This window comes from Streptococcus xiaochunlingii, assembly GCF_006385805.1.
Lineage (GTDB): Bacteria > Bacillota > Bacilli > Lactobacillales > Streptococcaceae > Streptococcus > Streptococcus xiaochunlingii.
Genome location: NZ_VFSG01000003.1, coordinates 59,496 through 85,984 on the forward strand (window position 1 = coordinate 59,496; position 26,489 = coordinate 85,984).

General features: G+C 36.7%; 21 protein-coding genes and 2 pseudogenes. 18 read left to right on the top strand and 5 right to left on the bottom strand.

Annotated features, from left to right (window positions below; genetic code table 11):
- Nucleotides 1-26: 26 nt before the first annotated feature.
- The 4 genes from FJR71_RS09040 to FJR71_RS09055 all read left to right on the top strand — a co-directional run bounded on the left by FJR71_RS09040 (nucleotide 27) and on the right by FJR71_RS09055 (nucleotide 5,568).
- Nucleotides 27-1,817 (top strand): V-type ATP synthase subunit A, encoded by a 1,791-nt coding sequence (locus FJR71_RS09040; RefSeq protein ID WP_140814728.1) that lies wholly within the window; start codon nucleotides 27-29, stop codon nucleotides 1,815-1,817.
- Nucleotides 1,804-3,201 carry a V-type ATP synthase subunit B gene (locus FJR71_RS09045; protein WP_048690706.1) on the top strand — a complete coding sequence of 466 codons (1,398 nt, stop codon included), beginning with the start codon at nucleotides 1,804-1,806 and terminating at the stop codon, nucleotides 3,199-3,201. Before FJR71_RS09040 ends, FJR71_RS09045 begins: the two co-directional genes overlap by 14 nt.
- A 21-nt stretch (nucleotides 3,202-3,222) precedes the next feature.
- Complete coding sequence (locus FJR71_RS09050) at nucleotides 3,223-3,846, top strand: V-type ATP synthase subunit D (protein ID WP_023024951.1); 624 nt, start codon at nucleotides 3,223-3,225, stop codon at nucleotides 3,844-3,846.
- A gap of 549 nt (nucleotides 3,847-4,395) precedes the next feature.
- Nucleotides 4,396-5,568: a LysM peptidoglycan-binding domain-containing protein gene (locus tag FJR71_RS09055; protein ID WP_140814730.1), complete on the top strand. Its 1,173-nt coding sequence runs from the start codon at nucleotides 4,396-4,398 to the stop codon at nucleotides 5,566-5,568.
- Nucleotides 5,569-5,651: 83 nt separating this feature from the next.
- Here the strand turns inward: FJR71_RS09055 and FJR71_RS09060 are convergent, their stop codons facing one another.
- Nucleotides 5,652-6,824, bottom strand: a complete 1,173-nt coding sequence (locus FJR71_RS09060; RefSeq protein ID WP_140814732.1) for a CynX/NimT family MFS transporter — start codon at nucleotides 6,822-6,824, stop codon at nucleotides 5,652-5,654.
- Between the two features lie 608 nt (nucleotides 6,825-7,432).
- Between FJR71_RS09060 and FJR71_RS09065 the strand changes: the two genes are divergently transcribed.
- Complete coding sequence (locus tag FJR71_RS09065; protein ID WP_006595245.1) at nucleotides 7,433-7,774, top strand: metal-sulfur cluster assembly factor; 342 nt, start codon at nucleotides 7,433-7,435, stop codon at nucleotides 7,772-7,774.
- Nucleotides 7,775-7,822: 48 nt separating this feature from the next.
- On the opposite strand, the gene ilvD is transcribed toward FJR71_RS09065, so the two are convergent.
- Nucleotides 7,823-9,526, bottom strand: coding sequence for a dihydroxy-acid dehydratase (gene ilvD, locus FJR71_RS09070; protein WP_009732006.1), 1,704 nt, complete (start codon nucleotides 9,524-9,526; stop codon nucleotides 7,823-7,825).
- A gap of 188 nt (nucleotides 9,527-9,714) precedes the next feature.
- Here ilvD and FJR71_RS09075 point away from each other — a divergent pair, with 188 nt between their 5' ends.
- The 7 genes and pseudogenes from FJR71_RS09075 (at nucleotide 9,715) to FJR71_RS09105 (ending at nucleotide 15,045) form a co-directional block, all read left to right on the top strand.
- Complete coding sequence (locus tag FJR71_RS09075) at nucleotides 9,715-10,737, top strand: SPFH domain-containing protein (RefSeq protein ID WP_140814734.1); 1,023 nt, start codon at nucleotides 9,715-9,717, stop codon at nucleotides 10,735-10,737.
- A gap of 2 nt (nucleotides 10,738-10,739) precedes the next feature.
- On the top strand, nucleotides 10,740-10,940 hold the full coding sequence (locus FJR71_RS09080) for a type II toxin-antitoxin system antitoxin (RefSeq protein WP_140814737.1): 201 nt from the start codon (nucleotides 10,740-10,742) through the stop codon (nucleotides 10,938-10,940).
- Between the two features lie 151 nt (nucleotides 10,941-11,091).
- Nucleotides 11,092-11,274: a 50S ribosomal protein L32 gene (rpmF, locus tag FJR71_RS09085; protein ID WP_003009516.1), complete on the top strand. Its 183-nt coding sequence runs from the start codon at nucleotides 11,092-11,094 to the stop codon at nucleotides 11,272-11,274.
- Between the two features lie 15 nt (nucleotides 11,275-11,289).
- Nucleotides 11,290-11,439, top strand: coding sequence for a 50S ribosomal protein L33 (gene rpmG, locus FJR71_RS09090; protein WP_001265622.1), 150 nt, complete (start codon nucleotides 11,290-11,292; stop codon nucleotides 11,437-11,439).
- Between the two features lie 180 nt (nucleotides 11,440-11,619).
- A pseudogene (locus FJR71_RS09095) lies at nucleotides 11,620-11,871 on the top strand (DUF1643 domain-containing protein); the annotation flags it as partial.
- Nucleotides 11,872-12,074: 203 nt separating this feature from the next.
- Nucleotides 12,075-13,112, top strand: coding sequence for a S66 family peptidase (locus FJR71_RS09100; RefSeq protein ID WP_140814739.1), 1,038 nt, complete (start codon nucleotides 12,075-12,077; stop codon nucleotides 13,110-13,112).
- A 550-nt stretch (nucleotides 13,113-13,662) separates the two neighbouring features.
- Nucleotides 13,663-15,045, top strand: coding sequence for a hypothetical protein (locus FJR71_RS09105; RefSeq protein ID WP_140814742.1), 1,383 nt, complete (start codon nucleotides 13,663-13,665; stop codon nucleotides 15,043-15,045).
- 745 nt (nucleotides 15,046-15,790) lie between these two features.
- Here FJR71_RS09105 and FJR71_RS09115 read toward each other — a convergent pair.
- Complete coding sequence (locus FJR71_RS09115) at nucleotides 15,791-17,365, bottom strand: ATP-binding cassette domain-containing protein (RefSeq protein WP_140814746.1); 1,575 nt, start codon at nucleotides 17,363-17,365, stop codon at nucleotides 15,791-15,793.
- 473 nt (nucleotides 17,366-17,838) lie between these two features.
- Between FJR71_RS09115 and FJR71_RS09120 the strand changes: the two genes are divergently transcribed.
- Nucleotides 17,839-18,789 carry an ATP-grasp domain-containing protein gene (locus tag FJR71_RS09120; protein ID WP_140814749.1) on the top strand — a complete coding sequence of 317 codons (951 nt, stop codon included), beginning with the start codon at nucleotides 17,839-17,841 and terminating at the stop codon, nucleotides 18,787-18,789.
- Here the strand turns inward: FJR71_RS09120 and FJR71_RS10015 are convergent.
- Nucleotides 18,781-21,069, bottom strand: a complete 2,289-nt coding sequence (locus FJR71_RS10015; protein WP_172605129.1) for a hypothetical protein — start codon at nucleotides 21,067-21,069, stop codon at nucleotides 18,781-18,783. The two genes, FJR71_RS09120 and FJR71_RS10015, sit on opposite strands and share 9 nt — an antisense overlap.
- Before the next feature lie 90 nt (nucleotides 21,070-21,159).
- Between FJR71_RS10015 and FJR71_RS09130 the strand changes: the two genes are divergently transcribed.
- The 5 genes and pseudogenes from FJR71_RS09130 (at nucleotide 21,160) to FJR71_RS09150 (ending at nucleotide 24,404) form a co-directional block, all read left to right on the top strand.
- Nucleotides 21,160-22,059 (top strand): tyrosine-type recombinase/integrase, encoded by a 900-nt coding sequence (locus FJR71_RS09130; protein ID WP_140814751.1) that lies wholly within the window; start codon nucleotides 21,160-21,162, stop codon nucleotides 22,057-22,059.
- Nucleotides 22,060-22,420: 361 nt separating this feature from the next.
- Nucleotides 22,421-22,672 (top strand): annotated as a pseudogene (locus FJR71_RS09135) (tyrosine-type recombinase/integrase); the annotation flags it as partial.
- A 351-nt stretch (nucleotides 22,673-23,023) separates the two neighbouring features.
- Complete coding sequence (locus FJR71_RS09140) at nucleotides 23,024-23,611, top strand: hypothetical protein (protein WP_003002986.1); 588 nt, start codon at nucleotides 23,024-23,026, stop codon at nucleotides 23,609-23,611.
- A gap of 14 nt (nucleotides 23,612-23,625) precedes the next feature.
- On the top strand, nucleotides 23,626-23,970 hold the full coding sequence (locus tag FJR71_RS09145) for a hypothetical protein (RefSeq protein ID WP_003002962.1): 345 nt from the start codon (nucleotides 23,626-23,628) through the stop codon (nucleotides 23,968-23,970).
- Entirely contained in the window at nucleotides 23,970-24,404 is a 435-nt protein-coding gene (locus FJR71_RS09150) for a protein-export chaperone SecB (RefSeq protein ID WP_003003041.1), read from the top strand. The genes FJR71_RS09145 and FJR71_RS09150 overlap by 1 nt, the downstream gene beginning before the upstream one ends.
- A gap of 917 nt (nucleotides 24,405-25,321) precedes the next feature.
- Here the strand turns inward: FJR71_RS09150 and FJR71_RS09160 are convergent.
- Entirely contained in the window at nucleotides 25,322-25,687 is a 366-nt protein-coding gene (locus tag FJR71_RS09160; RefSeq protein ID WP_140814753.1) for a hypothetical protein, read from the bottom strand.
- Nucleotides 25,688-26,489: the final 802 nt, after the last annotated feature.

The following is a 26,489-nucleotide window of genomic DNA, read 5'->3' on the forward strand; positions in this document are numbered from 1 at the left end:
AAACAAAGGATTCCCAGGAGGAATACATGACTCAAGGAAAAATTATTAAAGTTTCCGGTCCCTTGGTGGTCGCATCAGGGATGCAGGAGGCCAATATCCAAGACATTTGCCGGGTCGGCGATCTTGGTTTGATTGGCGAAATTATTGAGATGCGGCGGGATGAAGCCTCTATCCAAGTATATGAAGAAACGTCAGGAGTAGGACCAGGTGAACCAGTGGTAACAACCGGAGCTCCCCTTTCTGTCGAGTTGGGACCAGGTTTGATTTCTCAGATGTTTGACGGGATCCAACGTCCCTTGGAACGCTTCCAAGAAGTTACAGCCAGTGACTTCCTTATACGTGGAGTTCAAGTTCCAAATCTAGACCGTGACACCAAATGGACCTTCGAGCCAAGTGTGGCAGAAGGAACAGAGGTAGTTGCCGGAGACATCGTCGGTACGGTTCAAGAGACCAATATGGTGGAGCACCGTATCATGGTACCGTTTGGAGTCAGTGGGCGTGTGACCAAGATCGCAGCAGGTTCTTACACAGTGGAAGAGCCAGTTTATGAGATCGAGCAGGCAGATGGTAGCCTCTTTACTGGTACTTTGATGCAAAAATGGCCGGTTCGTCGAGGACGTCCCTTTGCACAAAAACTGATTCCAGTAGAACCTTTGGTTACAGGCCAACGGGTCATCGATACCTTCTTCCCTGTGACTAAGGGTGGAGCTGCAGCTGTTCCTGGTCCTTTCGGAGCTGGGAAAACAGTTGTGCAACACCAGGTGGCTAAGTTTGCCAATGTAGACATCGTAATTTACGTTGGTTGTGGGGAACGTGGAAATGAAATGACGGACGTTCTGAATGAATTTCCAGAATTGATCGATCCAACGACTGGTCAATCCATTATGCAGCGGACGGTTCTGATTGCCAACACTTCGAACATGCCAGTAGCGGCGCGTGAAGCTTCCATCTACACAGGGATTACTATTGCTGAATACTTCCGTGATATGGGCTATTCCGTTGCCATCATGGCCGATTCGACATCGCGCTGGGCGGAAGCCCTTCGTGAAATGTCTGGTCGTCTAGAAGAAATGCCAGGGGATGAAGGCTACCCAGCCTATCTTGGTAGCCGGATTGCTGAATATTACGAGCGTGCAGGTCGGGTTAAGACACTCGGAACCACTGCGCGTGAAGGTTCGATTACCGCCATCGGTGCCGTTTCCCCTCCAGGTGGAGACATTTCGGAGCCGGTGACCCAAAATACGCTGCGGATCGTCAAGGTCTTCTGGGGACTAGATGCTCAGTTGGCGCAACGCCGCCATTTCCCAGCCATCAACTGGTTGAGTTCTTATTCCCTTTACCAAGATGAAGTGGGCCAATATATCGATCAGCATGAGCAGATTAGCTGGGCAGAAAAAGTGACCCGCGCCATGAACCTGTTGCAAAAAGAGAGTGAATTGCAAGAAATCGTCCGCTTGGTTGGTCTAGATTCCTTGTCTGAGAAAGACCGCTTGACCATGAATGCGGCCAAGATGATCCGCGAAGACTACCTACAACAAAATGCCTTCGATGAGGTCGATACCTATACCTCCTTCAGCAAGCAGGTTGCCTTGTTGACCAACATTTTAACCTTTGACCAAGAAAGTCAAAAAGCGCTGGAATTGGGAGCTTACTTCACAGAAATCATGGAAGGAACCGTGGCTCTTCGAGACCGCATTGCCCGGAGCAAGTTCATCCATGAGGACCAGTTGGCAACCATCCAAGCTTTAAAAGAAGAAATCGTAGAAACCCTACACCAAATCGTCGCAAAAGGAGTAGTAGACAATGAGCGTGATTAAAGAATACCGTACTGTCAGCGAAGTTGTTGGCCCCTTGATGATTGTCGATCAGGTTGAAGGGGTTCACTACAATGAACTGGTAGAAATCAAGCTTCATGATGGAACGACCCGTCAGGGACAAGTCCTCGAAGTCCAAGAAGACAAGGCCATGGTCCAGCTATTTGAAGGATCTAGCGGGATCAACTTGGAAAAAGCTAAAGTCCGCTTTACGGGACGTCCCCTAGAACTCCCAGTGTCTGAAGACATGGTGGGACGCATCTTTAACGGGATGGGCAAACCGATTGATGGAGGTCCAGAGATTATCCCAGAGAAGTACTTGGACATTGATGGACAAGCCATCAACCCTGTTTCGCGGGACTATCCGGATGAATTTATCCAGACAGGGATCTCAGCTATTGATCACTTGAATACCTTGGTTCGGGGACAAAAGCTCCCAGTCTTCTCAGGTTCTGGTCTTCCTCACAAGGAATTGGCGGCTCAGATTGCTCGACAAGCGACGGTTCTTAATTCGGAAGAGAACTTTGCCGTGGTCTTCGCGGCTATGGGGATTACCTTTGAAGAAGCCGAGTTCTTTATGAACGACCTTCGCGAGACAGGGGCGATTGATCGCTCGGTCCTCTTTATCAATCTAGCTAATGACCCCGCTATCGAGCGGATTGCGACTCCTCGGATCGCCTTGACCGCAGCAGAATATTTGGCCTATGAAAAAGACATGCACGTCTTGGTTATCATGACCGACATGACCAACTACTGTGAAGCCCTTCGGGAAGTATCTGCTGCCCGCCGTGAGGTTCCAGGACGTCGGGGCTATCCAGGTTACCTTTATACCAACCTCTCAACCCTCTACGAACGTGCAGGACGCTTGGTTGGAAAGAAAGGATCTGTGACCCAAATTCCGATCCTCTCTATGCCAGAAGATGATATCACCCACCCCATCCCTGACTTGACAGGCTACATCACCGAAGGTCAGATTATTCTGTCCCGCGATCTCTACAATAGTGGTTACCGCCCACCGATCAATGTTCTTCCCTCCCTTTCCCGTTTGAAGGACAAGGGTTCTGGTGAAGGCAAGACTCGGAAAGACCATGCGGCGACCATGAACCAGCTCTTTGCGGCCTATGCCCAAGGGAAACAAGCCAAAGAATTAGCCGTGGTGCTCGGAGAATCCGCCTTGTCCGATACCGACAAACTTTATGTCAAATTTACGGATCGCTTTGAGAAGGAGTACATCAACCAAGGCTTTACCACCAATCGGACCATTCAAGAAAGTCTGGATCTAGGTTGGGAATTGCTGGCTATCTTGCCACGGACAGAGCTCAAGCGGATTAAGGATGACATGATTGACGAATACCTCCCAAAAACTTCTCAGGAAGCACAAGCCTAGGAGTAGAAAGGAGGAAGTCAGATGGCACGATTAAATGTCAAACCCACTCGGATGGAGTTAAACACCCTCAAAGAGCGTCTGAAAACGGCAACCAGAGGACATAAACTTCTCAAGGACAAACGAGACGAGCTCATGCGACGCTTCATCGAATCGGTCCGTGAAAATGACCGCCTCCGTCAGAAGGTTGAGGCAGCTCTCATTGGCAATATGCAAGAGTTTGTCCTGGCCAAATGTCTGGAAAACGACCTCATGGTCCAGGAAATCTTTGCAGTTCCGACGCGGGAAGTCAGCCTGCATATCGAGACGGAGAACATCATGAGTGTGCGTGTGCCCAAGATGCATGCCCATATTGACAATCCATATGGAGACGATGAGGGAGACGTGGTCTACAGCTATGTGGCTTCCAATAGCCAGATGGACAACACCATTCAAGAAATGGAAGAGCTCCTTCCAGACCTGTTGCGCCTGGCAGAGATTGAAAAAACTTGTCAGCTCATGGCCGATGAGATCGAAAAGACACGCCGTCGGGTCAATGGATTGGAATATGCGACCATCCCCGATCTCAAGGAAACCATCTACTATATCGAAATGAAACTCGAAGAAGCCGAACGCGCCAACCTGGTCCGAATGATGAAGGTCAAATAAGATACAAAGCCGTTAAGCAACTCAAAGGAAAATAGGGAGCAGGACAGAAGCACTGTTGTATAGAATGCTTCGTTGTCCTGCCCCCACAAGGCTGATTAGGATTTTTCCGAGCTCTTAAAGCGAGAGAAAAATCCAATCAGCTACTGTGCCTTTGAAGTTAGTACTATTACAGTTTGCGTTTTACACACAGAATTTAGGGCGTGTTCAATTAATAAGATACAAAGCCGTTAAAACAGCACCTCAAGTGATGTCTACAGGACACGAACTTGGGGTGTTTTTTAGCCTCTATTCAACTGAAAAATCTTCTAAAATCCCTTCGTTCAGGACTCTCAAAGGCTTCTGATACAATGAATTTGTTTGATTATCCAAATAGTACTAACTATCGTTAATTATTAAGAGATTGTAACAAGAAAGGACTAATGTTACAAATTAGGGTCAGTTAGATTAAAAGAAAAGAAGAGCCATTTTAAAGACAAAAAATGTGGTAGAATATTAAATGTATCTGTCTGGAGATAAATCTCCGATAATAAGAAAACGAGGAAAGAACGTATGAAGAAAGTAAATAAAAAAGCTTTGATCGCTTCTACTGTTGCTATGGCGGTTTTGCCATTTACAACTGGTAAAGCAGAATCAAATGGGGACTGGGTTGCCCGTTCTGTAGATGAAATTCGTGCAGATATTTCAACTTCAGAAAACAAACAAACCTACACAATCAAGTATGGAGATACCCTAAGCACGATTTCGGAAGCTTTGAATGTTGACGTAACTGTTTTGGCAAACTTGAACCAAATTAGCAACATTGATTTGATTTTCCCAGGAACTGTCTTGACAACAACTGTCAATGATCAGAACCAAGTGACAGGTGTAGAAATCCAAACTCCTACAGCAGGCAATGCTGATGCAACTGTGACAACTTCTGCTGATTTGACAAACAACCAAATCAAAGTAGACAACCAAACTGTTGCAGTGGGTGATTTGACAAAACCAGTAGCAGATGAAAGCAACCAAGCTGTAGAACTCCCTCAAGCACCTGCAGTTGTAGCAGCAGTGGCAGAGCAAGTATCAGAAAGCTTGTCAACTCCAGAAGCGCCAGCTGAAACACCTGCACCAGCAGCTCCAGTAGCAGAGGAAGCCCCAGCACCAGTTGTTGAAGAAGCACCTGCGCAACCTGCTGCAGCGCCAGCTGAAGTAGCGGCTCCTGTAGAAGCACCAGTTGTTGAGGAAGCCCCAGCGACTCCAGTAGCTGAACCAGCTCCAGTCGTAGAAGTTCCAGCAGAACCAGAAGTTACTGCGGTTGCTTCAACACCACAATATGGTGCACCAGCACCAGTTGTTGATACGACAGCTTCAACTCCTTCAACAGCAACTCCAACTTCAAATGAAGGTCTTCGACCTCAAACAATTAAATTCAAAGAACAAGTGATTAATGAACTTGGCTTGACTGATATCGGTGGTTACCGTCCTGGTGACCCAGAAGATCACGGTAAAGGTCTTGCGATAGACGTTATGGTTCCAGAAAGTTCAGCGATTGGTGATCAAGTAGCTCAATATGCAATCGATCACATGCAAGAAAATGGAATTTCTTACATCATCTGGAAACAACGTTTCTATGCTCCAGTAAATAATATTTATGGACCAGCAAACACTTGGAATGAAATGCCAGACCGTGGTAGCGTAACAGAAAATCATTACGACCACGTACACGTATCATTTTACGAATAATTAAGACATAGCAAAGAATCAGGATATTCCTGATTCTTTTTTTGTATAAAAATAGATCCCATTGCTCAATGGGACCTAGCGGATTAAAGGATGATATCAGATTTTTCAACCTGATAGAGAGCCATACTCATAAACAAAGCAACAACAAGAAGAATAAGAATCCCGGGTGTCCAAGAGTGGAAGATTTGTTGGCTTGAACCAAATAAGATAGGTCCAAGTGCAGCAAAGACGTATCCTCCCGTTTGAGCTAGTCCAGAGAGCTGAGCAGTTTTCTCAGGAGAGCTAGACTTCATGGAGAAGGTAACCATGAGGTAAGGGAATAAGATACTCGTAAAACTTCCGATTAAGATATTCAGGATCAACCAGTAAATGAAGTTGTCTGTCTTTAGTAACAGCATGGCTATTCCAGTAAAACCAGCTAAAACAGTCGTTATCAGCATGATGCGACGGTTTCGTTTAGAAAGGCTGGTAGTGAGACTTGGAATGGTCATAGAGAAAGGAAGACTCATCAGGGTGAATACAGATGCTAAAATTCCTGCATTGGCTTGACTGATGCCGGCTTGGGTTGCCATAGTAGGAAGCCAGGTCATCGTGGTATAGAATAAGAGAGACTGGAGACCACAGAAAAGCATGATGGCCCAAACCTTGCCATTCTTATACCAACTAGTCTTATTTTCATTAGAAGAAGAGCTTTTTTTCAAATAATGATTATGACGAGCATTAGGGAGCCAGATCACAAGTGCAAGCGTACAGACAACGGTTAGCACCCAAACCAGACCTTGCCAAGAGGTGGCTTGAGTAATAGGGACAGCGACAGAAGAAGCTACCGCAGTAGACAAGCCCATTGCAGTGATATAAAGGGTTGTTAAGAAGCCAAGACGTTTTGGTTCATTAGCTTGGATCAAGCTTGGTAGAAGGACATTGATAAAGGCAATAGCAGCACCAATCAAAAGAGTTCCCACATAGAGGAGAGGCAGATTGATGGTGCGTAGAGCAGATCCAATCGTCATCAGGATCAAGACTCCGAGAAAGAGTCGCTCAATCCCAAAGCGTCTCGCCCAGCTAGTAGCAAAAGGAGAGAAAATAGCGAATGTTAGGAGGGGTAGACTCGTCAAGAGGCCAAGAGAACTCACCTCGACACCAAAGCTAGCAGCAATATCTGATAAGACAGTGGAGAGGGTCGTAAATGGGGCCCGCAAGACCACTCCTAGTAAAAGGATCCCTGGAATGAGAAAACGTGAATGGGTTTGTTTCATAATGTGCCTCCTTGTTAAAATGAACAGTATCCGTATCATTATAGCACAAGAACTTGGAGGAGGCAAAAGGAATTATCGAGGGACAAAGCCCGTAAAATAGCTATTTCGCCTACAAATATAGGAAATAATAGAAAGATAGAGCTGAAAAAAATTTTTGAAGGTTTTAAAACTTTCTTCACACATCCTTTTTATAGGAGTCTAGTTATCTCCGCTCAAACTGCGTCAACGTACCTAAACTCGCTGATGCTCGTAAAAAAATAAGGAACGTAGTTCTCACTAGCGTTCGAACTGCATCAATGTACCTAAGCTCACTAACGTTCGCCAAGGTACATAGAAAAAAGCCACCTGATTTGGTGGCCTTTATGGGAGATTATTATGAAAAAGTTTAGGATTTTCTATCAAACAAAGTTAGGAGGTCTTCATTTGATGGTACTAGTATAAATCGGAAAACTTAAAGAAAACTTAAGATAAGTTCCTGTAATTTTAAATCAGTCTTAAGACGGATAGTTTGATTTTTAGCTGTCATTCGATCTCATTCTAGGTGAACTTGCATTATTGTCAGAATTGTGAGAAAATAGTCTTCATCAAAGGAGGGAAAGAATAGCGAGATGAGAGAGGATATCAAGATTAACGACCGTGCCTTGGCACTGGAGAAACAATTGATTGAGAAGTTAGAGCTTGTGTTTGATACCGATGTTGAATTGGACGTCTACAACCTCGGTTTGATTTATGAGTTGGATCTGGATGAGGAAGGGACTTGCAAAGTAGTCATGACCTTTACCGATACCGCTTGTGACTGTGCGGAAAGTTTGCCTATCGAAATCGTCGCCCGCCTAAAAGAAATTGACGGTATCGAAGACGTCAAAGTAGAAGTAACCTGGTCGCCAGCTTGGAAAATTACACGAATCAGCCGATACGGGCGCATCGCCCTTGGTCTTCCTCCGAGATAAATCAATAAAACTCACTTTACAAATTCGTAAAGTGAGTTTTTTCATATCTTATTGTTTACCAGACTGTTCCATATTCCAGAAGTCGGTCACGGCACCGCGTGAAGCAGAGGATACCGTGTGGGCATACTTACCGAGAACACCACGGCTATACAGTGGTGGCAAGGTTGTTTCAGCCTTCCGTTTGGCCAACTCTTCGTCTGAGACGTGCATGGTGATTTCTTTGGTATCTTGGTCAACTGTTACCAGATCCCCTGTGTGGAGGTAGGCGATTGGACCGCCGACCTGAGCTTCAGGCGCGATGTGTCCAACAACGAGACCATACGTACCACCAGAGAAGCGTCCGTCTGTCAAGAGGGCCACCTTGTCTCCTTGGCCTTTACCAACGATCATGGATGACAAGGACAGCATTTCCGGCATACCAGGACCACCCTTAGGTCCTACGAAACGAACAACAACAACGTCGCCATCCACGATTTCATCCGAAAGAACCGCTTCAATGGCTGCTTCTTCTGAGTCAAAGACCTTAGCAGGACCAGTGATGTTACGAACTTTCACACCTGATACTTTGGCAACCGCCCCTTCTGGAGCCAAGTTCCCTTTCAAGATGATCAATGGACCATCCGCACGTTTTGGATTTTCAAGTGGCATGATGACTTTTTGACCTGGTGTCAAATCAGCAAAGGCTTCCAAGTTCTCAGATACTGTTTTACCAGTACATGTGATGCGATCCCCATGAAGGAAACCATTCTTAAGAAGGTATTTCATGACGGCTGGCACACCACCGACATTGTAAAGGTCTTGGAAGACGTATTGACCAGAAGGTTTCAAGTCAGCCAAGTGAGGCACACGCTCTTGGAAATCATTGAAGTCTTCAAGTGTCAAATCCACATTGGCCGCATGAGCGATCGCAAGCAAGTGAAGGGTCGCATTTGTTGAACCACCAAGGGCCATTGTGACTGTAATCGCATCTTCAAAGGCTTCACGGGTCAAGATGTCAGATGGCTTCAGTCCCATTTCAAGCATTTTGACAACTGCACGGCCTGCTTCTTCGATATCGGCTTTTTTATCAGCTGATTCAGCAGGGTGAGAAGAGGAACCTGGCAAGCTCAACCCAAGGACTTCGATCGCTGTCGCCATGGTGTTGGCCGTATACATACCACCACAGCCACCAGGGCCAGGGCAGGCATTACATTCCAGTTGCTTCACTTCTTCAGCAGTCATGTCACCATGGTTCCATTTCCCGATCCCTTCGAAAACAGAAACCAAGTCGATATCCTTGCCGTTCAGATTACCAGGGGCAATGGTCCCACCATAAGCAAAGATCGCTGGGATATCCATATTGGCAATGGCGATCATCGAACCAGGCATGTTCTTATCACAGCCCCCGATCGCTACAAAGGCATCCACGTTGTGACCGCCCATAGCCGCTTCGATAGAGTCTGCTATGATATCACGAGAAGTCAAGGAGAAGCGCATCCCAGGCGTTCCCATAGCAATCCCATCCGCAACCGTAATGGTTCCGAATTGAACCGGCCAAGCTCCCGCATCTTTTACACCTTCTTTGGCCAATTTTCCAAAATCATGAAGGTGCATGTTACAAGGCGTGTTTTCTGCCCAAGTAGAGATTACCCCTACGATTGGTTTTTCAAAGTTTTCATCAGTCATCCCAGTTGCCCGAAGCATAGCCCGGTTAGGAGATTTAACCATGCTATCGTAGACGCTACTGCGATGGCGAGTATCTAATTCTGTCATCTGATTCCCTCTCACGTATTTTTTTATTATTATAGCACAATTTACAGTCCAACGATAGAAGAAAATTCTTGAATTTTCAGACAATTTAGCTCAATCGCTTGCTTGCTAAAATAATTTACAGTTATATCTTGACTTTTGCGAACAAAGTGATATCATTTAGATATCATAAAGAAAGAAGGGCTCGTCCCATGGAAGAAAAAATTTTAATCCAAAAGAGAAACGGCTTAGCTGTTCTTGTAGGCTTGCTAGTTGGAGATCTTGTTTTAGTTTTTGCCTTTATTAGTGCGATTGCTAGTTTACCAGAAGGTTTCCCGCTTGCAATTGGAGTTATTACCTGTATTTTTCTCTTTATTGCTAGCCTGGTGTGCTATGCGGGGATCAAAATTATTAAACCGCAAGAGGCCTTGGTCTTGACCTTGTTTGGGGACTATATTGGAACCATTCGCGAAGCGGGTATTTACTTTGTCAATCCCTTCTGTGTCGCTGTCAATCCTGCCAATAACACCCGCTTGGGACAAAGTGGTGATGTCACCACCAAGTCCCCCATGTCTGTCAGTAAAACAGCAGAAGGCAACAATATTTCCATAGAGACAGGTAAAAAGAATATTTCTTTAAAAGTGATGACCTTGAACAACTCTCGCCAGAAGATCAATGACTGCTTAGGGAATCCTGTAGAAATTGGTATTGCAGTTACTTGGCGCGTAGTGGATACGGCTAAAGCAGTCTTCAATGTGGATAACTACAAAGAATATCTCTCATTGCAGTGTGATAGTGCCCTTCGTAATATTGTCCGTATCTATCCTTATGATGTAGCTCCTAATGTCGATACGACAGGAGATGGGCAGGCAGATGAGGGTAGTCTCCGAGGCTCCAGTGAAATCGTGGCCAGTCGCATTCGAGAAGAGATTCAAGCGCGTGTTAAAGATGCTGGACTCGAAATACTAGAAGCTCGTATTACCTACTTGGCCTATGCTCCAGAAATCGCAGCTGTGATGCTTCAACGCCAACAAGCGTCTGCCATTATCGATGCGCGGAAGATGATTGTCGATGGAGCAGTTGGGATGGTTGAAATGGCCCTTGAACGCTTGAGCGAAGGAGAGATTGTAGAGCTAGACGAAGAACGGAAGGCTGCCATGGTTTCAAATCTCTTAGTCGTTCTCTGTGGCAATCATGATGCACAACCAATTGTCAACACAGGAAGTCTTTACTAAAGATGGCAGAAGCTAAAAAAAAGCAGATTCCCCTTAGATTGTCAGCCAAGTTATATGCTGCTATCGCATCATGGGCAGAAGATGACTTTCGATCGGTCAATGGGCAGATCGAGTACCTGCTGACAGAATGTGTCAAACAACGAAAAAAGGATGGCAAATACGTTTCGGAAACGATTGATGAGCCATTTGAAATAGACCTTTAAGGAGAACTCCTGTCCCATTTGATGAGGCGGGAGATTTTTTTTAACAATTTTTTGTCAAGTAACTTTACTTTACAAAAAAGTTTTGTTATACTGTTAAAGTTGATGAAAATCAAACCTAATTGAATTTATATCTTAAAAGGAGAAAAACGAAATGGCAGTACCTGCACGTCGCACATCAAAAGCGAAGAAAAACAAACGTCGTACGCACTACAAAGTAACAGCTCCATCTGTAAACTTTGACGAAGCAACTGGAGATTACTCACGTTCTCACCGTGTATCACTTAAAGGATACTACAAAGGACGTAAGATCGCTAAAGCTGCATCAGCTGAATAATAGAAGGGAGATACCATGCGCGTAAATATTACACTTGAACACAAAGAATCTGGTGAACGCTTGTACCTTACTTCTAAAAACAAACGTAACACTCCAGACCGTCTTCAATTGAAGAAATACTCACCAAAACTTCGCAAACACGTTGTGTTTACAGAAGTGAAGTAAGCATTCAATACGGATTAATACAGAAGAAAAACGCTGATTTCAAGCGTTTTTTCTTTTTGCCAAATGCGATATATTGCACTGTATTTCAATTCAAACTCTACCTTTTTCTCTACCTTTTTCATACCTAGTTTAGCTATGTTTTTAATCAATAGTATATAATATAAAAAAGGAGAAACAATCGTGAAAAAGAAAGCTAATATATCTGAAGACAAGATTTATCGTTACACACTGTCTCGAACTTGGGACTCTACAAAACCTACAGTTTTATTTATTGGATTAAACCCTTCAATAGCAGATGAAAATATTGATGATCCTACAATTACTAGATGCATAAATTTTGCAAAAGATTGGGGATATGGAACTTTACTTATGGCTAATTTATTTGCTTTTAGAACTACTTATCCGAAAGAAATATATTTAATTGATGATCCTAATAGATTTAACTATATGGCAACCAACTTCTAAAAGTGCTATTTTCTATTGTCGATAGAGTTTGCCTATATTCCAAAGTAAGCACATCGAGAGGTTTTTCTATTGCTTTATTGACATAAAATTGTACCTCTACTCTATTCCTTATATTTTTCTATCATCTTTTGTGATACAATAGTATCAATTTATTTCTAGGAGGATAAGATATGATTTCTACTATTGGTATTGTGAGCTTGTCTAGTGGCATTATCGGAGAGGACTTTGTCAAACACGAAATGGACTTGGGTGTCCAACGTCTCAAGGACTTGGGACTCAAGCCTATCTTTTTACCTCATTCACTAAAAGGCTTAGACTTTGTAAAAGAACATCCTGAAGCTCGTGCAGAGGATTTGATTCAAGCCTTTTCTGATGATAGTATCGATATGATCCTATGTGCCATCGGTGGAGACGATACCTATCGCTTGCTACCCTACCTCTTTGAAAATGACCAACTACAAAAGGTTATCAAACAAAAGATTTTTCTTGGCTTCTCGGATACAACCATGAACCACCTCATGTTGCATAAGCTAGGGGTCAAGACTTTTTATGGTCAATCATTTTTAGCAGACATTTGTGAGTTAGATAAAGAAATGTTGCCATATAGCCTCCACTACTTCAAAGAATTGATTGAGACTGGAAAAATCTCAGAAATTCGCCCTAGTGACGTTTGGTATGAGGAAAGAACTGACTTCAGTCCCAAGGCTCTGGGAACACCTCGTGTCAGCCATGCAAATACAGGTTTTGACTTGTTACAAGGCAATGCTCAGTTTGAGGGAGAAATCCTCGGCGGTTGCCTCGAATCCCTCTACGATATCTTTGACAATTCTCTACACGCAGATAGCACAGACCTCTGCCAAAAATACAAACTTTTCCCTGACTTGTCAGACTGGGAAGGAAAAATCCTCTTGCTAGAAACAAGCGAAGAAAAGCCTGAACCTGATGATTTCAAAAAAATGTTGCAAACTTTAAAAGAAACTGGGATATTTGAAGTCATCAGTGGACTCTTGGTCGGAAAACCTATGGATGAAACCTTCTATGACGACTATAAGGAGGCACTATTGGATATCATTGATAGCAATATCCCGATTGTCTATAATCTAAACGTTGGCCATGCCACACCAAGAGCCATTGTTCCCTTTGGAGTCCACGCGTATGTAGACGCCACGGAGCAAGTCATTCGCTTTGACTATCACAAAGAAAGCTGAGAGGAATTTCTCAGCTTTTTTCTGTATTCTCAAACAATCAATATCTGATTGTTTTTTCTTTTTTTAACAGTTAGTCTCCTTTTGAATAATAAAAATAACTCATGAATTATATCTTTAACGGAATGAAACTCCCAACAACAATTCCTACAATTCTAGGATATTCATCATATGAAAGAAAGACTTAATTTAAGATTCCTTAAGCCTTGTTATACATAGAAATGTTGATTTTAAAAGATTTAGTCTGCGACATAATTAACAATTTTTAGATGTATTACACTATATTGGACAGTAAATGGACAGTGACAGAGTGTTTGAAGGAGAGAGGAAGAGGCCTAAGGGTCTCTTTTATGTAATTACTTTCAGTATTCTAAATAATAATAAATCAATTTCAGAAATTTTTGAACGTAATATAGTCAGAGTCTATAAAATGAATCTTTCTAAGTTTTTAAAAACTAGTTTTTGTATATTACATAACTTTTTGTTTGATCATCATTTTATTGAATTATATTTTGATATAATTAATGAAATAAGATAATAAAAGGTAGAAAATATGCAGAAGATAAAAGAGAGTACTGCTTTTGAAAAAATTCCTGAGATTTCAAAAAAAATAGAAGAAGTGAAAATCACCTCTTTCTATATGTTGAGCACAGATTTATATAAGATAGACAACAATAAACTAATAGAGATAATTACTAAAAAATTTGAAAATCATCCGGCTACGATTATGACACTAATAGGTACAAAAAATAATACTCTTTTAAAAAAGAAATATAAACCATGGAAAATTCCCAAAGAGTTGCAACATTTAAAAAACAAAGTGGATGAGAAAACTAATTATTATTTAGACTTATATTTTGCAAGATTAGAAAAAGGGAAACAGAATTGTTTATTTAGTGCTAGATCTATTCAATTTATTAAATTTGTTTTTGCTCCTTTAATAGAAGTGGATAGTGAGGAAGAATTACATTTTTTCTTTGTGACACTCACTGTTTTTCAAAACGGATCAATAGTTATCGAATTATTTGAAGATTTAAGATCATCATTCTATAGATTTGACTTTTTTTATCCAATTACAATGATGAGATGGCAAATATTTCCTGATTTTGAAAAGTGTGATAGAGAGTATTCTTTAAATACTAATCATCAACTTGATGATATATTGAAGTATATAAAAAAAGAGCTCTCATCAATAAATGGGGGATTGAAGTTAACGGAATGTATATTTTGTTTACATTTTGTCACAAATATGGAGCAGATGAATAAAATGGAGTTTTTTAAAGATGATAAATTGTATACTTGGATGGTTAATGCTCCCTACAACAAGAATAATGTATCTTCAAAATCTAGATCAAAAAATTATCTAACAAACTATTATGATTTAACTAATATCAATTACATAAATAAGGGGAGAAATTATATCATATGGTCTAATGATAATTCTAATAATTTTGAAAAAAATTTTTTGAGACAAGCCAGTTTCTTTTTATCTTCAGCAATTCCATTCTTTCAGCTAGTTTGTCTAGATGAAACCATTATGGATGGACTGGACAAATTCCAACTTTCAAATGATAAACAACTAATAAAATTTAACGAGTGGGTTCACGGTTATAAACGATCTTTTCTATATATCTATCGAATAAATCATATTGCTATTTTTGATTTATTTAATCATTTAAAAGAAAGTTCTTATTTCAAGCATGATGAATATATAGAAAAAATTAAGCAGGAGGAATACGATTTGTTAAAGGATAGAAATCAATTTAATGAGTTGCAGAAGAATAGAGTTATGGAAATTATACTTTTCTTCGTTAGTTTGGTCTCTGTTTTACAAGTTGTAGATATATTTACTAAAAGTAAAAAAATATTATTGATAAGTGCTCTACTTACTATAATTTTGTCGGTTAGTATGCTTATTTACAGAAACCGTAAATGATATTTAAAATTTGATAAAATAAATGTAAATGGCATCCGAACAGTTGATTTGTATAACTGTTCAGATGCTTTTCAATTTCTATCAATATTTTTTCGAATATGACATATTGTACTTGATTATGAATTCTGCCTTATTTTTAAAAAATGATTTGGTATTAATTTTAATTAGAGTAATATTAAAAATAATTATTTCTTTATGAAGATTGTTACTTTATCCGTATTTTCTGATATAAGATTAATGCTATATTACTTAAATAATGTACTCCAAATATAATTACAAATAGGTATAGAGGAGAAAAAAGTTGGATTTCTAAATAATTAAAGCTATATAAAACTGTGACGATTAAAAATAAGTTAAGATCAATTACAGATTCAACATAGTGACCTTTTAACGTAGGCTTAATCTTTTTATGACGTAAATTAAAGTACAAATTTAAGAAATCGGGAAGTTTTTTTAAAAATGTTGGTACAAAAATTGGTAAAGATAGTTTTATTATTTCAAATGTATTATCATAGCTTGAAACCACTAACAAAGTGATCAAACAAGAATTTAGATTTAGAAACTTTTCAAACTTTAAGAAGCGCGATTTCATGTCCCCGACATCAAAAAAGAAAGGACAAACATATCCTTCCTCGTTGTTAAAATTTTCGTCCCCCACTACAGTTAACAAACATATTAAGATTAGTAGTGAGGAAGTTTCCGACTGGAGAGAGTACTCACTACTTTATCTTATCATGAAAATAATTCAATTTTTTCTTAGTTCAATGACTTGATCATATCGACTTTCATTATCAATATGGTGAGCGATTTCTAACACCATCATCGGTAGTGAGAAAATCAAGTCTCGAACCATCTGGCTATTTTCTACGTCAAGAGCTGCAGTTACCTCATCTGCTAATAAAATATCCTTTTTACGAAGAAGGAAGCGGGCTAGTTCAATCCGGACCCGTTGTCCGCCTGAAATATTTTCTCCGTTATTAGTGATTACAAAATCAAGTCCATCAGTTAGTTCATGGTCGAGTTTGACCTGTCTCAAAACAGTCTCCAATTCTTGATCTGAAAAATCTTGTCCCAAACTAAGATTGTAGCGAACAGTATCATTAAAGAGGAAAGGATGCTGACTGATGATACCTACCTGACGAATAAAATAACTTGTTTTTGCTCCATCCCTTGTCCGACAAGTAATCATCCCATCATCCGCCTTTTCTTCCCCTGTGATCATTCGAAAGAGGGTTGATTTCCCACAACCACTTGGCCCTTTGATGAGGACTTTTTCGCCTTGTTGAATGGCTAGATTAAGATCGCGTATAATCTCTCTACCGTTATAAGATTTACTTAAATGAGAAATTTCTAGTTCTTCTACTTGTGAGATCGAATGATTGTCCGATTCACTATCATCTGCTCGATTTAAAATTCCGAAAATCTTTTCTGCCGTTGTTTTGGCTCCTTGTACTTCAACCACATCATACATGATATTTTGTATAGGACCTACCAGTTGACCAGCGGCAATATACATTGCAACCAGGCTAGCCACTGAAACATGATGACCATGCATGGCAAGGAAGAACCCCAATACCAAGGGGAGTACTTGGCTAAGAAAGACCATGAAACCATTACAAAAGAAAACAATATTATGGGTAAAAACAAACTTTTGAATGGCTCGTTGATAACGAAGATTGATATTCCAGACGCGCTGAGAATTTTCAGGCAAGGCTTGATTCATCCGCAAGGTTTGAGCCCCTCGAATACTATCAGAGATTTGGTTATGAACGGCTGTTCTTCCCTGAGACATTTCATCCCCTGAATTCTTTAGCTTATTATTCATTAAGAATTGTGGAATGGGACGTAAGATCGTGAAGAAAACAAAGATAGAACCCAATAAAACATTTTGGGCAATGATATAGATCGCCGTAATCAGCGCTCCAAATCCCCAACATGAAATAGTCATATAGCGTTCAAAAAAGTTATCTCCTAAAAATTCCATATCCTGTGTCAGCATGGTAATCTTTTCATCTTCACTATATTCCCTGTCTTCCATTAACTTATGAAACAATGCCGTTCGGATATTCATGTGAATTTCACGTCGAAAGACATTATTTGCATGATTACAAAATAACATTAGACTATACAAAGCGAAATAGACAGAAAAACCAAAGAGGGCAAATTTCCAAATAGAGGAATAGGTAAGGTTATTTTGATCTATCGATAGTGCTTTGGCAACAACCAAGGGTTGCCCCAAAGCGAGACCCCCATTTGCCAGTGCACCAATAATGGTTAGGTATTTTGTTTTTTTATCAAGATATTTAAAGATATGAATCATAAGTTTCTCCTAGAAAAAATAGAGAGGCTAGCACACCTCTCTGTAATTTAGAAACATTATTTACAATAATTGCAAATTCTGCTCAAGATAACTATAATAATCTCTTGCTATCTCTTTATTATGAGAGATCACTTCTTCCAATTCTTTTGTTATAAAAAAAGAATGATTATTTTTAGTATTAAAATAGACCGTACCTGAATCAAGTTTATGACTTAATACATATCGTGATAATTGCATATTATCACCTCTATTTCTTTGTGAATTATTTTACATATTCATTATACATCTAAGAACAAGTCTTTGTCAACGAATATTCAAAAGATTGAAAAGTTTAAACTTTTAATGATATTCTGAGTTTTCCCCCGTAAGTATTCATCTCATCCATCACAATAAAAGGTTACTGTTGGAAACATATAGGAGATTAGAAACTATGGTATACTAGTGATAATAAATAGTTATCGGTAGGAGAAATTATGAGATTAATAATAATTTTAAATGTCAACTCAGATTCATCCATTCAAACAAAAATTATCGAAAATAGAGAATACACTCGCAATGAATTGAGAGATATTCTCCATAAAAGTTTTTCTAAATTTATTGATGAAATCATATTTTACGATAATTTTGAGAGATTCAAAAGAAGTGTTTTTAATCACCTAGACGATTTTGTGTTAAATTTTGATTTTGGCTATAACAGTCGAATTAGAAACATGAGTGTCCCAGCATTTTGTGAAAATTATAAAATTAAATATTTCAACCCAGACCCATACGTACAAGTTTTATGTCAAGATAAATTTATGACAGAGAAATTTGCAGAAAATTTTGGTATAAAAGTCCCAAAAAGTTTGTTAGTATTTGCTCATTCATACAATAAAGACATTCTAGCGAACTTTGAATATCCAATTATTATTAAACCAAACTATGAATCAGAATCAATAGGAATTACTCAAAACTCTATTGTTGAAAATATGGAACAGGCAGATATAGCACTCAAGCAATTAATGAAGGACTTTGATGGTATTTTAGTAGAAGAATACATCGAAGGAAGAGAAGTAGCAATTACTATTCTGGAAAATGAAGGAGAGTTATTTTTTGAAGAAGTTGAACTTATTTTTCCAGAATCTAATGAATTCAAGTATCAGGCTTATACTTCAGAAATTAAACAAAAAATCGGTATAGAAATCGAAAAAAGTTGCTATTTAAGTGATAAAGATATTATCAACTTAAAGCAACTTTATAAGAACTTGTCTCCAAATAAATTGATACGAGTAGATGGTCGAATAAAAAATGAAGAATTTTATCTAATAGAGATCAATGCCAACCCTGGGTTGTATACAAAATCTATTGTACCTAAAACATTCAATATAAATGGCTTTACGTACGATGAAATGATAAAAACACTCTTTACTCATCATTTAAATTAAGGGTAGTTTCCACGAAGTTTCATACATTAACTTCATTTCGTAATCATTCTTAATAATATCTTCCTCTATTTTATTTTTGTATTCTTCCATTTTTTCGAGGTTATACATTTTTTGATAATAATGATAGAGATTGTAGTAAATCTTATCCAAAAAACGCTTAAAAGATGTCTTTGGGATGAGTTCCTCCAATTCAACAACAATTGACTGACATTCAAGACTACCTACTCTATCCTTCAAGAGATAATAAACAATTAAATTATTGTAAATAGCAAATCGGTCATATTCATCATATGCAGTGACTTTTGCGCTATTAAGTAACTCTGGTATTGCTTCATCAATATCTCCACTATAAAATTTTATTGTAGCCTCGTTATGAAGAATCATATGATTATATACAAGAGATTCACCGAAATAGTCTCGAGCAGTTATTAAAGATTGTTCGGCACGAGAAACATCTCTGTCTACAGCATATAAGTAAGCTAGATAGATAGCATGAAGTCCTGAAAATTCAGAATCTTGTTCCTTAAAAATTCTCTCAGTAATTGACTGAACAATTTTTATACGTTCAGAAAATTGGCTATAAAAAACATTAGATAATCTGATTAAGTAGGGATATAGCGGATGAGTGTCTTGCGTACTTAATTCCTCAAAAATACGTTTCGCTTCTTCTCGTCTTTCAAGTTGTACTAAGTTCATTATTAAAACTAAAGAAAGCTGGAAGTATTGTGATGAGTTTTTATCTAGCTTAACTATATTTTTTTCAATATAGTTGATAGAAGCATCAAATTTTTCACATCGATTTAATAATAATGCTTTGCCAAAAACAACCTTATCAGTATTGTGAGAGATAAAATTAATGAAGGAAAGGGATTGTTGATACAAATTAGCATCATAGGCAATTTTTACAAGTGTCAGTATAAAATCTTCATCAATTGTTTTTACATAATGCTGTATCAGATTGAATTTTTCAAAATAGGCTACACGCCCTTCTTGTGAATCAATTCTTATCAATCTCTCTCGAATTTTAGGGAAAATAGATTTGAGTTGTAAAAATTGGCGGTGAAGTAAATAATGGTCAACTAAAATATCAAGATATTCAGCATTATTAGTTTCGTATAACTTTTGGTTAATATATTTAACTAAAAGAGAACTTAGAGCTAGTCTTAACTTAGGGGAAAATGTTGTAGGGCTAACAACCATATCTATATAATTAGGGATTGATAAGGAAGAGTGATTTTGTTCTAGTAAATCTTTATTTACTAGAAAATCAATATTTTCCGAATCAAACTCCCCGTATAGTTGGGATAAAATTTCCATCAAATCAACTTGAGCTAACCTATTCTTTGTTAAGGAAAGTAAGATTAAAAGGGCTGTTTGTTTGTCTGATAATTCTTCAACAATTTGTTTAATCGTCTGTAATTTTACTGTCCGATCCAACCGTACTCTATTATCAAAATCCTTTAAAATTGTGGAGATTTCTGCTAAATCTCCTTTTTCAACACTGTCATGTAAAATTGTAAAATCTATTTGCTCATAATGCAATTCTAACTCTTCAGTTAATTGTTGGATGTAATGAAGAATATGTTCATTAGAAAGTCGATTTAAGTGATAGGTTTTAAGAAAAAATTTACTACTATTTTTCAAATACTGCTCCACTCTGTTATCGTCACACTCAAAAATAAACAGGCATTGTTGAGAAGTAACTATTAATTTATTAAATAAATCCAAAGAAGAACGATCAATCTGAGAGGCTTGTGGATACAAAATAGATAATTTTCTCTGTTTTAGAACATAATTAGCATATTCAAAGAGATTTTCCACTTGAGCTTTTAGCACAAATGTCTCATATTGAGTAGGTTCTTCTATCAATGAAGGTAAGTCAATCTCTGAAACTTCTAGTCCAATATTATTATCTTTAAAAAATGTTCCAATAAATGCTTTACCAAATATTGCTGAAATTTTCAGCAATATTTTAATAGCTTTATCACTAGTCATTTTTTTGGTGTAAAATTCTTTAAAATCATCATAACCATACTCGCTACTGATTTTATCCAATTCTATAACAAATCTTTTAAATGTTGAAAAATCATTGCTATCATCTAATGGAAGAACTTCTATAAAAGATAAGTTTAGTTTCTTAGATATTTCTTTAATAAATTCGGATTTCCCTACGCCTGAATCAGCTTTAATGATATAAACTTGATTCAATCCACGATTCAAATTATTAGTGTAATCTTTTTGTAAATTACGAAGCTCTTCTTTACGATTGATAAACTTCATGACATTCTCCTACCGATAACTATTTATTATCACTATACAAAATGCTTAAATAAGTTTAAAATAACATGATTATTACTAAAGGAGATATTCGTGGATTCTAAACTTATTTCTAATTACTTAAGTTACTGCGAAACGCATAAGCGTTTAAGCACACATACAATTCGAGCTTACAAAAACGATCTTTTACAATTTTACAATTCAAACTACAATAATGTTGAATCATATATTGAATTTTTAACAAAATCAAATATAAAATCAAACACTCTACGACGAAAAATCGCAAGTTTGAAGGTTTTTTATAACTATTTAAAATTTCAAGATATAATTGATGAAAATCCTTTTAATCAACTACGATTTCAATTTCGGAAGGAAAAAATATTACCTAAAACCATTCCTTATGATATTTTAAAAAGTGTCTACTCATATTCAGAACAGAAAGTTATCTATTCAAAATCTAAATATCAAAAACAAAAAGCTGAAAGAAATTTACTAATCATTTCCTTATTACTTTCAACTGGCATTCGGATTTCTGAACTTTGTCATATTCATCTTAAAGATATTAATTTTTCAAATAGAACACTTCATATTATCGGAAAAGGAAAAAAAGAACGTATCCTCTTTTTAGGAGACCAAACAACCTTTAGTTTATTGAAAACATATATAAATAAATACTGCGTCCGACCTAATGACTATTTATTTACTGGTCAAAATCCTCTTAAAGCACTTTCAGAACAAAGTGTACGTCTAATTTTAAAGAAGCTGGTTAAGAAAAACAACTTATCTATAACTATCACGCCACATATGTTTAGACACAGCTTTGCTACAATGCTACTGGATAAAGATGTAGATATTCGTTATATACAGCAAATACTTGGACATAGCTCTATTTCTGTAACTCAGATCTATACTCATGTATCTCAATCAAAACAAAAAGAAATACTCACTCTGTGTAATCCCATATCTTCCATTCGTTCTCGACCACAAAAGTAAAATAACTATAGCTAAATCAAAGCAGTTTGATGATTCCCCTCTAGAAATTTTTACTCTACTAATTTTAAAAGAACAAGTATCTAATTTCATTATTATCAACAAAAGGTAGTTCTATATTTTTGAACTACCTTTTACATATTCTAAATTGTCAAATTAAGTTAAACTTTTCATGTAACTCAGAAAAACATATATGGGATTTGAGAGTTCAAGTAATTCCTAAAAGTCTTTGAAATTATAAACGCATAATATCAGGTATTCAAAAAACTGATATTATGCGTTTTATTTTAGTCTAAATTAGGGAAATTATTTCCAGATAAAGTTTTTGGCAAGCCCCTTATCTGTTAAAGGTACATCTCCCCATCGAAATGAGCGAGCTACTCTTATTAAACGATCAAAAGAGTTAGGTTTACCTAATTATGGTTTTCACATATTCCGCCATACTCATGCGTCTTTAATGCTCAACGCTGGAGCAAATTGGAAAGAACTGCAAGAACGTATGGGACACAGATCTATTTCAACCACAATGGATATCTATGCGGAATTAGATCCTAACCGAAAGAATGAAGCAGTCGATATTTTAATAGGACGACTTGCACAAATTAAAAAAAACTAATTAGAGACTATTATATTTAGCTATAATAAATCACTTTACAATTAATGTAAATTTTATATTACTACTATAAATTTTAGGTATACAAAGATCTATAGATACTTTATTGGTAAGATTAATTTTATAACATTACTACAGTTAAAAAAATCCTACATTATAGTTTCAATTGTAAAAAAACTCATTATTGATACAGGAATGTTCTCAGAGATTTTTCAACTACTTTTGTACAATGTAAGTCAAATACAAAATTACCTACTTAATAATAGTTTAGAATTTTTTCAAAAAAGGCCTTAATGGTTGAATTATATAATCTTTAACAGTATAATCAAGGTAGTAGCTTTATCAGGAGGTTCTATGCTACAATATAGCGGGTGGCACGGCACCACCAATAAAAGGAAAAATAAGATCCTATCTGCTGGTTTTTCTTATAAAAAATATGAACCTGGTATTAATAAACAGAGACATCCGAACGACTTGGGTAATGGTGTTTACTTTTTTCTGCCTTTTAATAACGATACTGGTAAAACTATTGCTTCTGCTTATGTAGCAAAGTATAAATCATTTGAACTAAGCAAACCTGGGGTTACGCCCGAATTAGTTAACGCCGAAATCACTATAAAATCTATAGACAATATTTTTATTTTAGATGACCCAACAAACCAAAGTCTATTAGATGAATATCGACAAAAGGCATATATTGAAATTGAACGTGAGATTGCAAGTATTTCAGATAGCGGAGCCAAAAATAGAGCTACTCTTCTTAATCAAAATCAAGGGTTAATTATTGAACTGCTACTTGATTTAGCGTCTCAGTATGGAAAGAATTTTAAAGCCGTACAGTCCAAAACATATACTGATATTTCATTTTTACCAGTGATTAACGGCAAGAATGGAGAAGAAATTTGTATCCGTGATTTAAATTGTATTACAAACATTTTATAAATAAGGAGGCTTTTATGAGTTTATTATCAAACTTTTTAGGAACTGAAGAATTTTCTTTGATGGATTCTCCAATGTTTCAAGAATTAGTTGAAAATATTAAGGCCAACAAAATCTATTCAGTAAACAATGAATTTGATTATTATTTGAATATGTCAGGAAGTCCTAAAAAATATAAAGATGAAATACATTTTACCTCTCAATTAGATAATCAAAATGATTTTTATGATTTGAATTCTATAAATAAAGTAGATGCAATGTCTAAATATATTATAAAAAACAAGAAATCATGTTTTTCATATTTCCCAATAGATTCTGAAAACTTAATTACAACAAAAGAAAGTAGTGAGGTGGCAGCTTAATGTCCTCTTTACAATTTAAAGATTATTTTTTAAATGAAGTATCATATCGAAGAAATCCTAGTTTTGATCAAACAAATAGTACTATTAATTTAAAACCTGAATTATCTGCACAAATTTTAATAAGAAAGTCTGAAAATCTTGCTTACGTTAACTTAATAACAAAGCAAGGAAATATACATTCAGATGATTCTGCTTTTGAGCTTATTGTAGATATTGTTGGAGAATTTTCGTTTATATACGACAAAACAGAATTTGATATTAGTTTTGAAACTTTTCTTAAAGAGAATGGTTTAGCAATTCTTTGGTCCTATATTCGGCCTATTGTATCTGACATGATCACTCGTGGTAATGAGTTCCCAAACTTCTTATTACCTGTCATTAACATTAAAAAAATGCTTGAAGAAAAAGATTCAATCAAGTTAACATACGAATAAAAATAGTGTAATGTTTTTCAAAGATCCAATGACGTGCTTTTTCTACTTTAATGTACATTTAGAAGGTCTTTAGGAAAATATAAATAAATAAGTAAAATTTGTGATGAAAATAAATACACCCAAAGAGTTCTGTATTATAGTGATGCAAGTTAAAACTCTACCTTTTTCACTACCTTTTTTGAAATAAAAATAATGATTCGGATATTTAAAAGAAGAGGAACTTTAGTGTGAAGTTCCTCTTTTTGTTATTTGTTCTTTTACTTATAAATTGTAATACCTGTTTTGAACACCTCGTATTTGAATGAATTTCAATATATGCTTAATATCAATGTTTCCACATGTTTTTAAGAAAGAAATATTTCATCTAATTTGAATAACTTTCAATTGAATGGTGTGAATTTTACCCTAAAAATAAACGAATTGAGCTAGATTTCACCAAAAAGTTCACACCATTTGAATTGTTACTGTTTTGTACTTTTTATAGATTTAGAATTCTTTGTTTTCAAATAGTTTAGTGTCAATGTAAAAAATTACTATTGAATAAATAACAGTTAAAAGTAGTTGAATGGTGTAGCTAATTATCGAAATATTTCTTTCTTAAGAACTGGTTTGGAAAGTATGGGTTTCAGTTGAACTAAAAACAGCGTAGCATCAGCATCAAGCACTCACAGAATGCTATCTATTTTTTCAAAAAACTGAATGAGTTTGATATAGATATTTTTGTTTTTTGTTAAGTATAGTCTTTTCAGATAATGACTGTAAATATCTTTCAGATAGCTCAATTTTTGTAAGATTTTTAAAGGATATACGATAATTTCTTTGTATAGGAAAGTAAGGCGAATCATTAATAAGAATTGGAAAGTCAAATAACCGACCTATTTAATAATAGGCCGGTTATATTTATTTATATCAGTTTATTACTTGTTTTGAATCGCTTCCTTTACTTGGGCAATAGTGACAGGTTGAGAGTCTTTATAAATGACTTTTTCCCCTTTAGTATCAAGAATTTCTCCGACTAGAGGTTCGCTACTATCTGCAGATTTAACAGAAAACCCGCCACCCATGTTTTCAGGATAGGCAATGATAGTATCCTGATCTGAAAACTGATTTAATGTTTCCAAGAGAGTGGAATCTTTAGAAGCTTGTTTTACCATTATCTCAAGAGTTGGTGGTTTCGCTTGAATATCCTCACCTTTATCATTTGCAAATATAATGTTACTTCCGATAAGGACAGAAGAAATTAGAGTAATGATAAAAGCACATGTAGTGAATTTCTTGAGCATGTTGAGTCTCCTTAATAAACCTAGCCTTTCGTAGTTATTAGTGTAGTGTAAAATGCGAAAAGATATATCGTTTAGTTCTAACACATTAAACCAGAGAAATATAGTTTCCTAATTTTTTCCTTTCTATCTCTGTTTAAGCGGTAGTCCTTCCAATATTATTGTACGTTCTTTTTTTTGAAATGCAAGAAAAGAGAATTCTCAATTTGAAAAATTAAGCTTGACAAAAAAGCATCCCGTATTAGACGAAATGCTTTCAATAAGTGTAAATAAGTTTTAACGTTTACTAAATTGTGACGCTTTACGGGCTTTTTTCAAGCCTGGTTTTAAACCAATGAATTTCAATACATACTAATAGGTAGAAACCACAGGCATCTAGGCCCTTTTATTTTACCCAAAATTTCAAAAAGTTTGAGATTCTTTGATGAAAAGAGGGGAATTTCTACTGTGGTTTACTCTAAATGGCTTTACTCCACACTTATTCTATTGATTAACGACTCATTTAAGGAAGGGTCTCCTAATTTTTTCAAAAAAAGTAATTTTGACAGATATAGATAAATTCAAGATTTTTATGACCGTTAGATAGAAAAATTAACAGGTTACTTTATTATTTGTACCTAAAGCTTGTCCAAAAATCATATTTCTGAAACTGATGTAATTTAAAGTCAGTACTTATTCTTGCAATATTTCTTAGTGATATATGGGGAAAAACTATATAAAATTACAAACTAGTGAATATTAGAAATTAATATTTCAAAACTTATCTCTACTTATACTCCAACATATTATATCAGCCTTTCAGAAA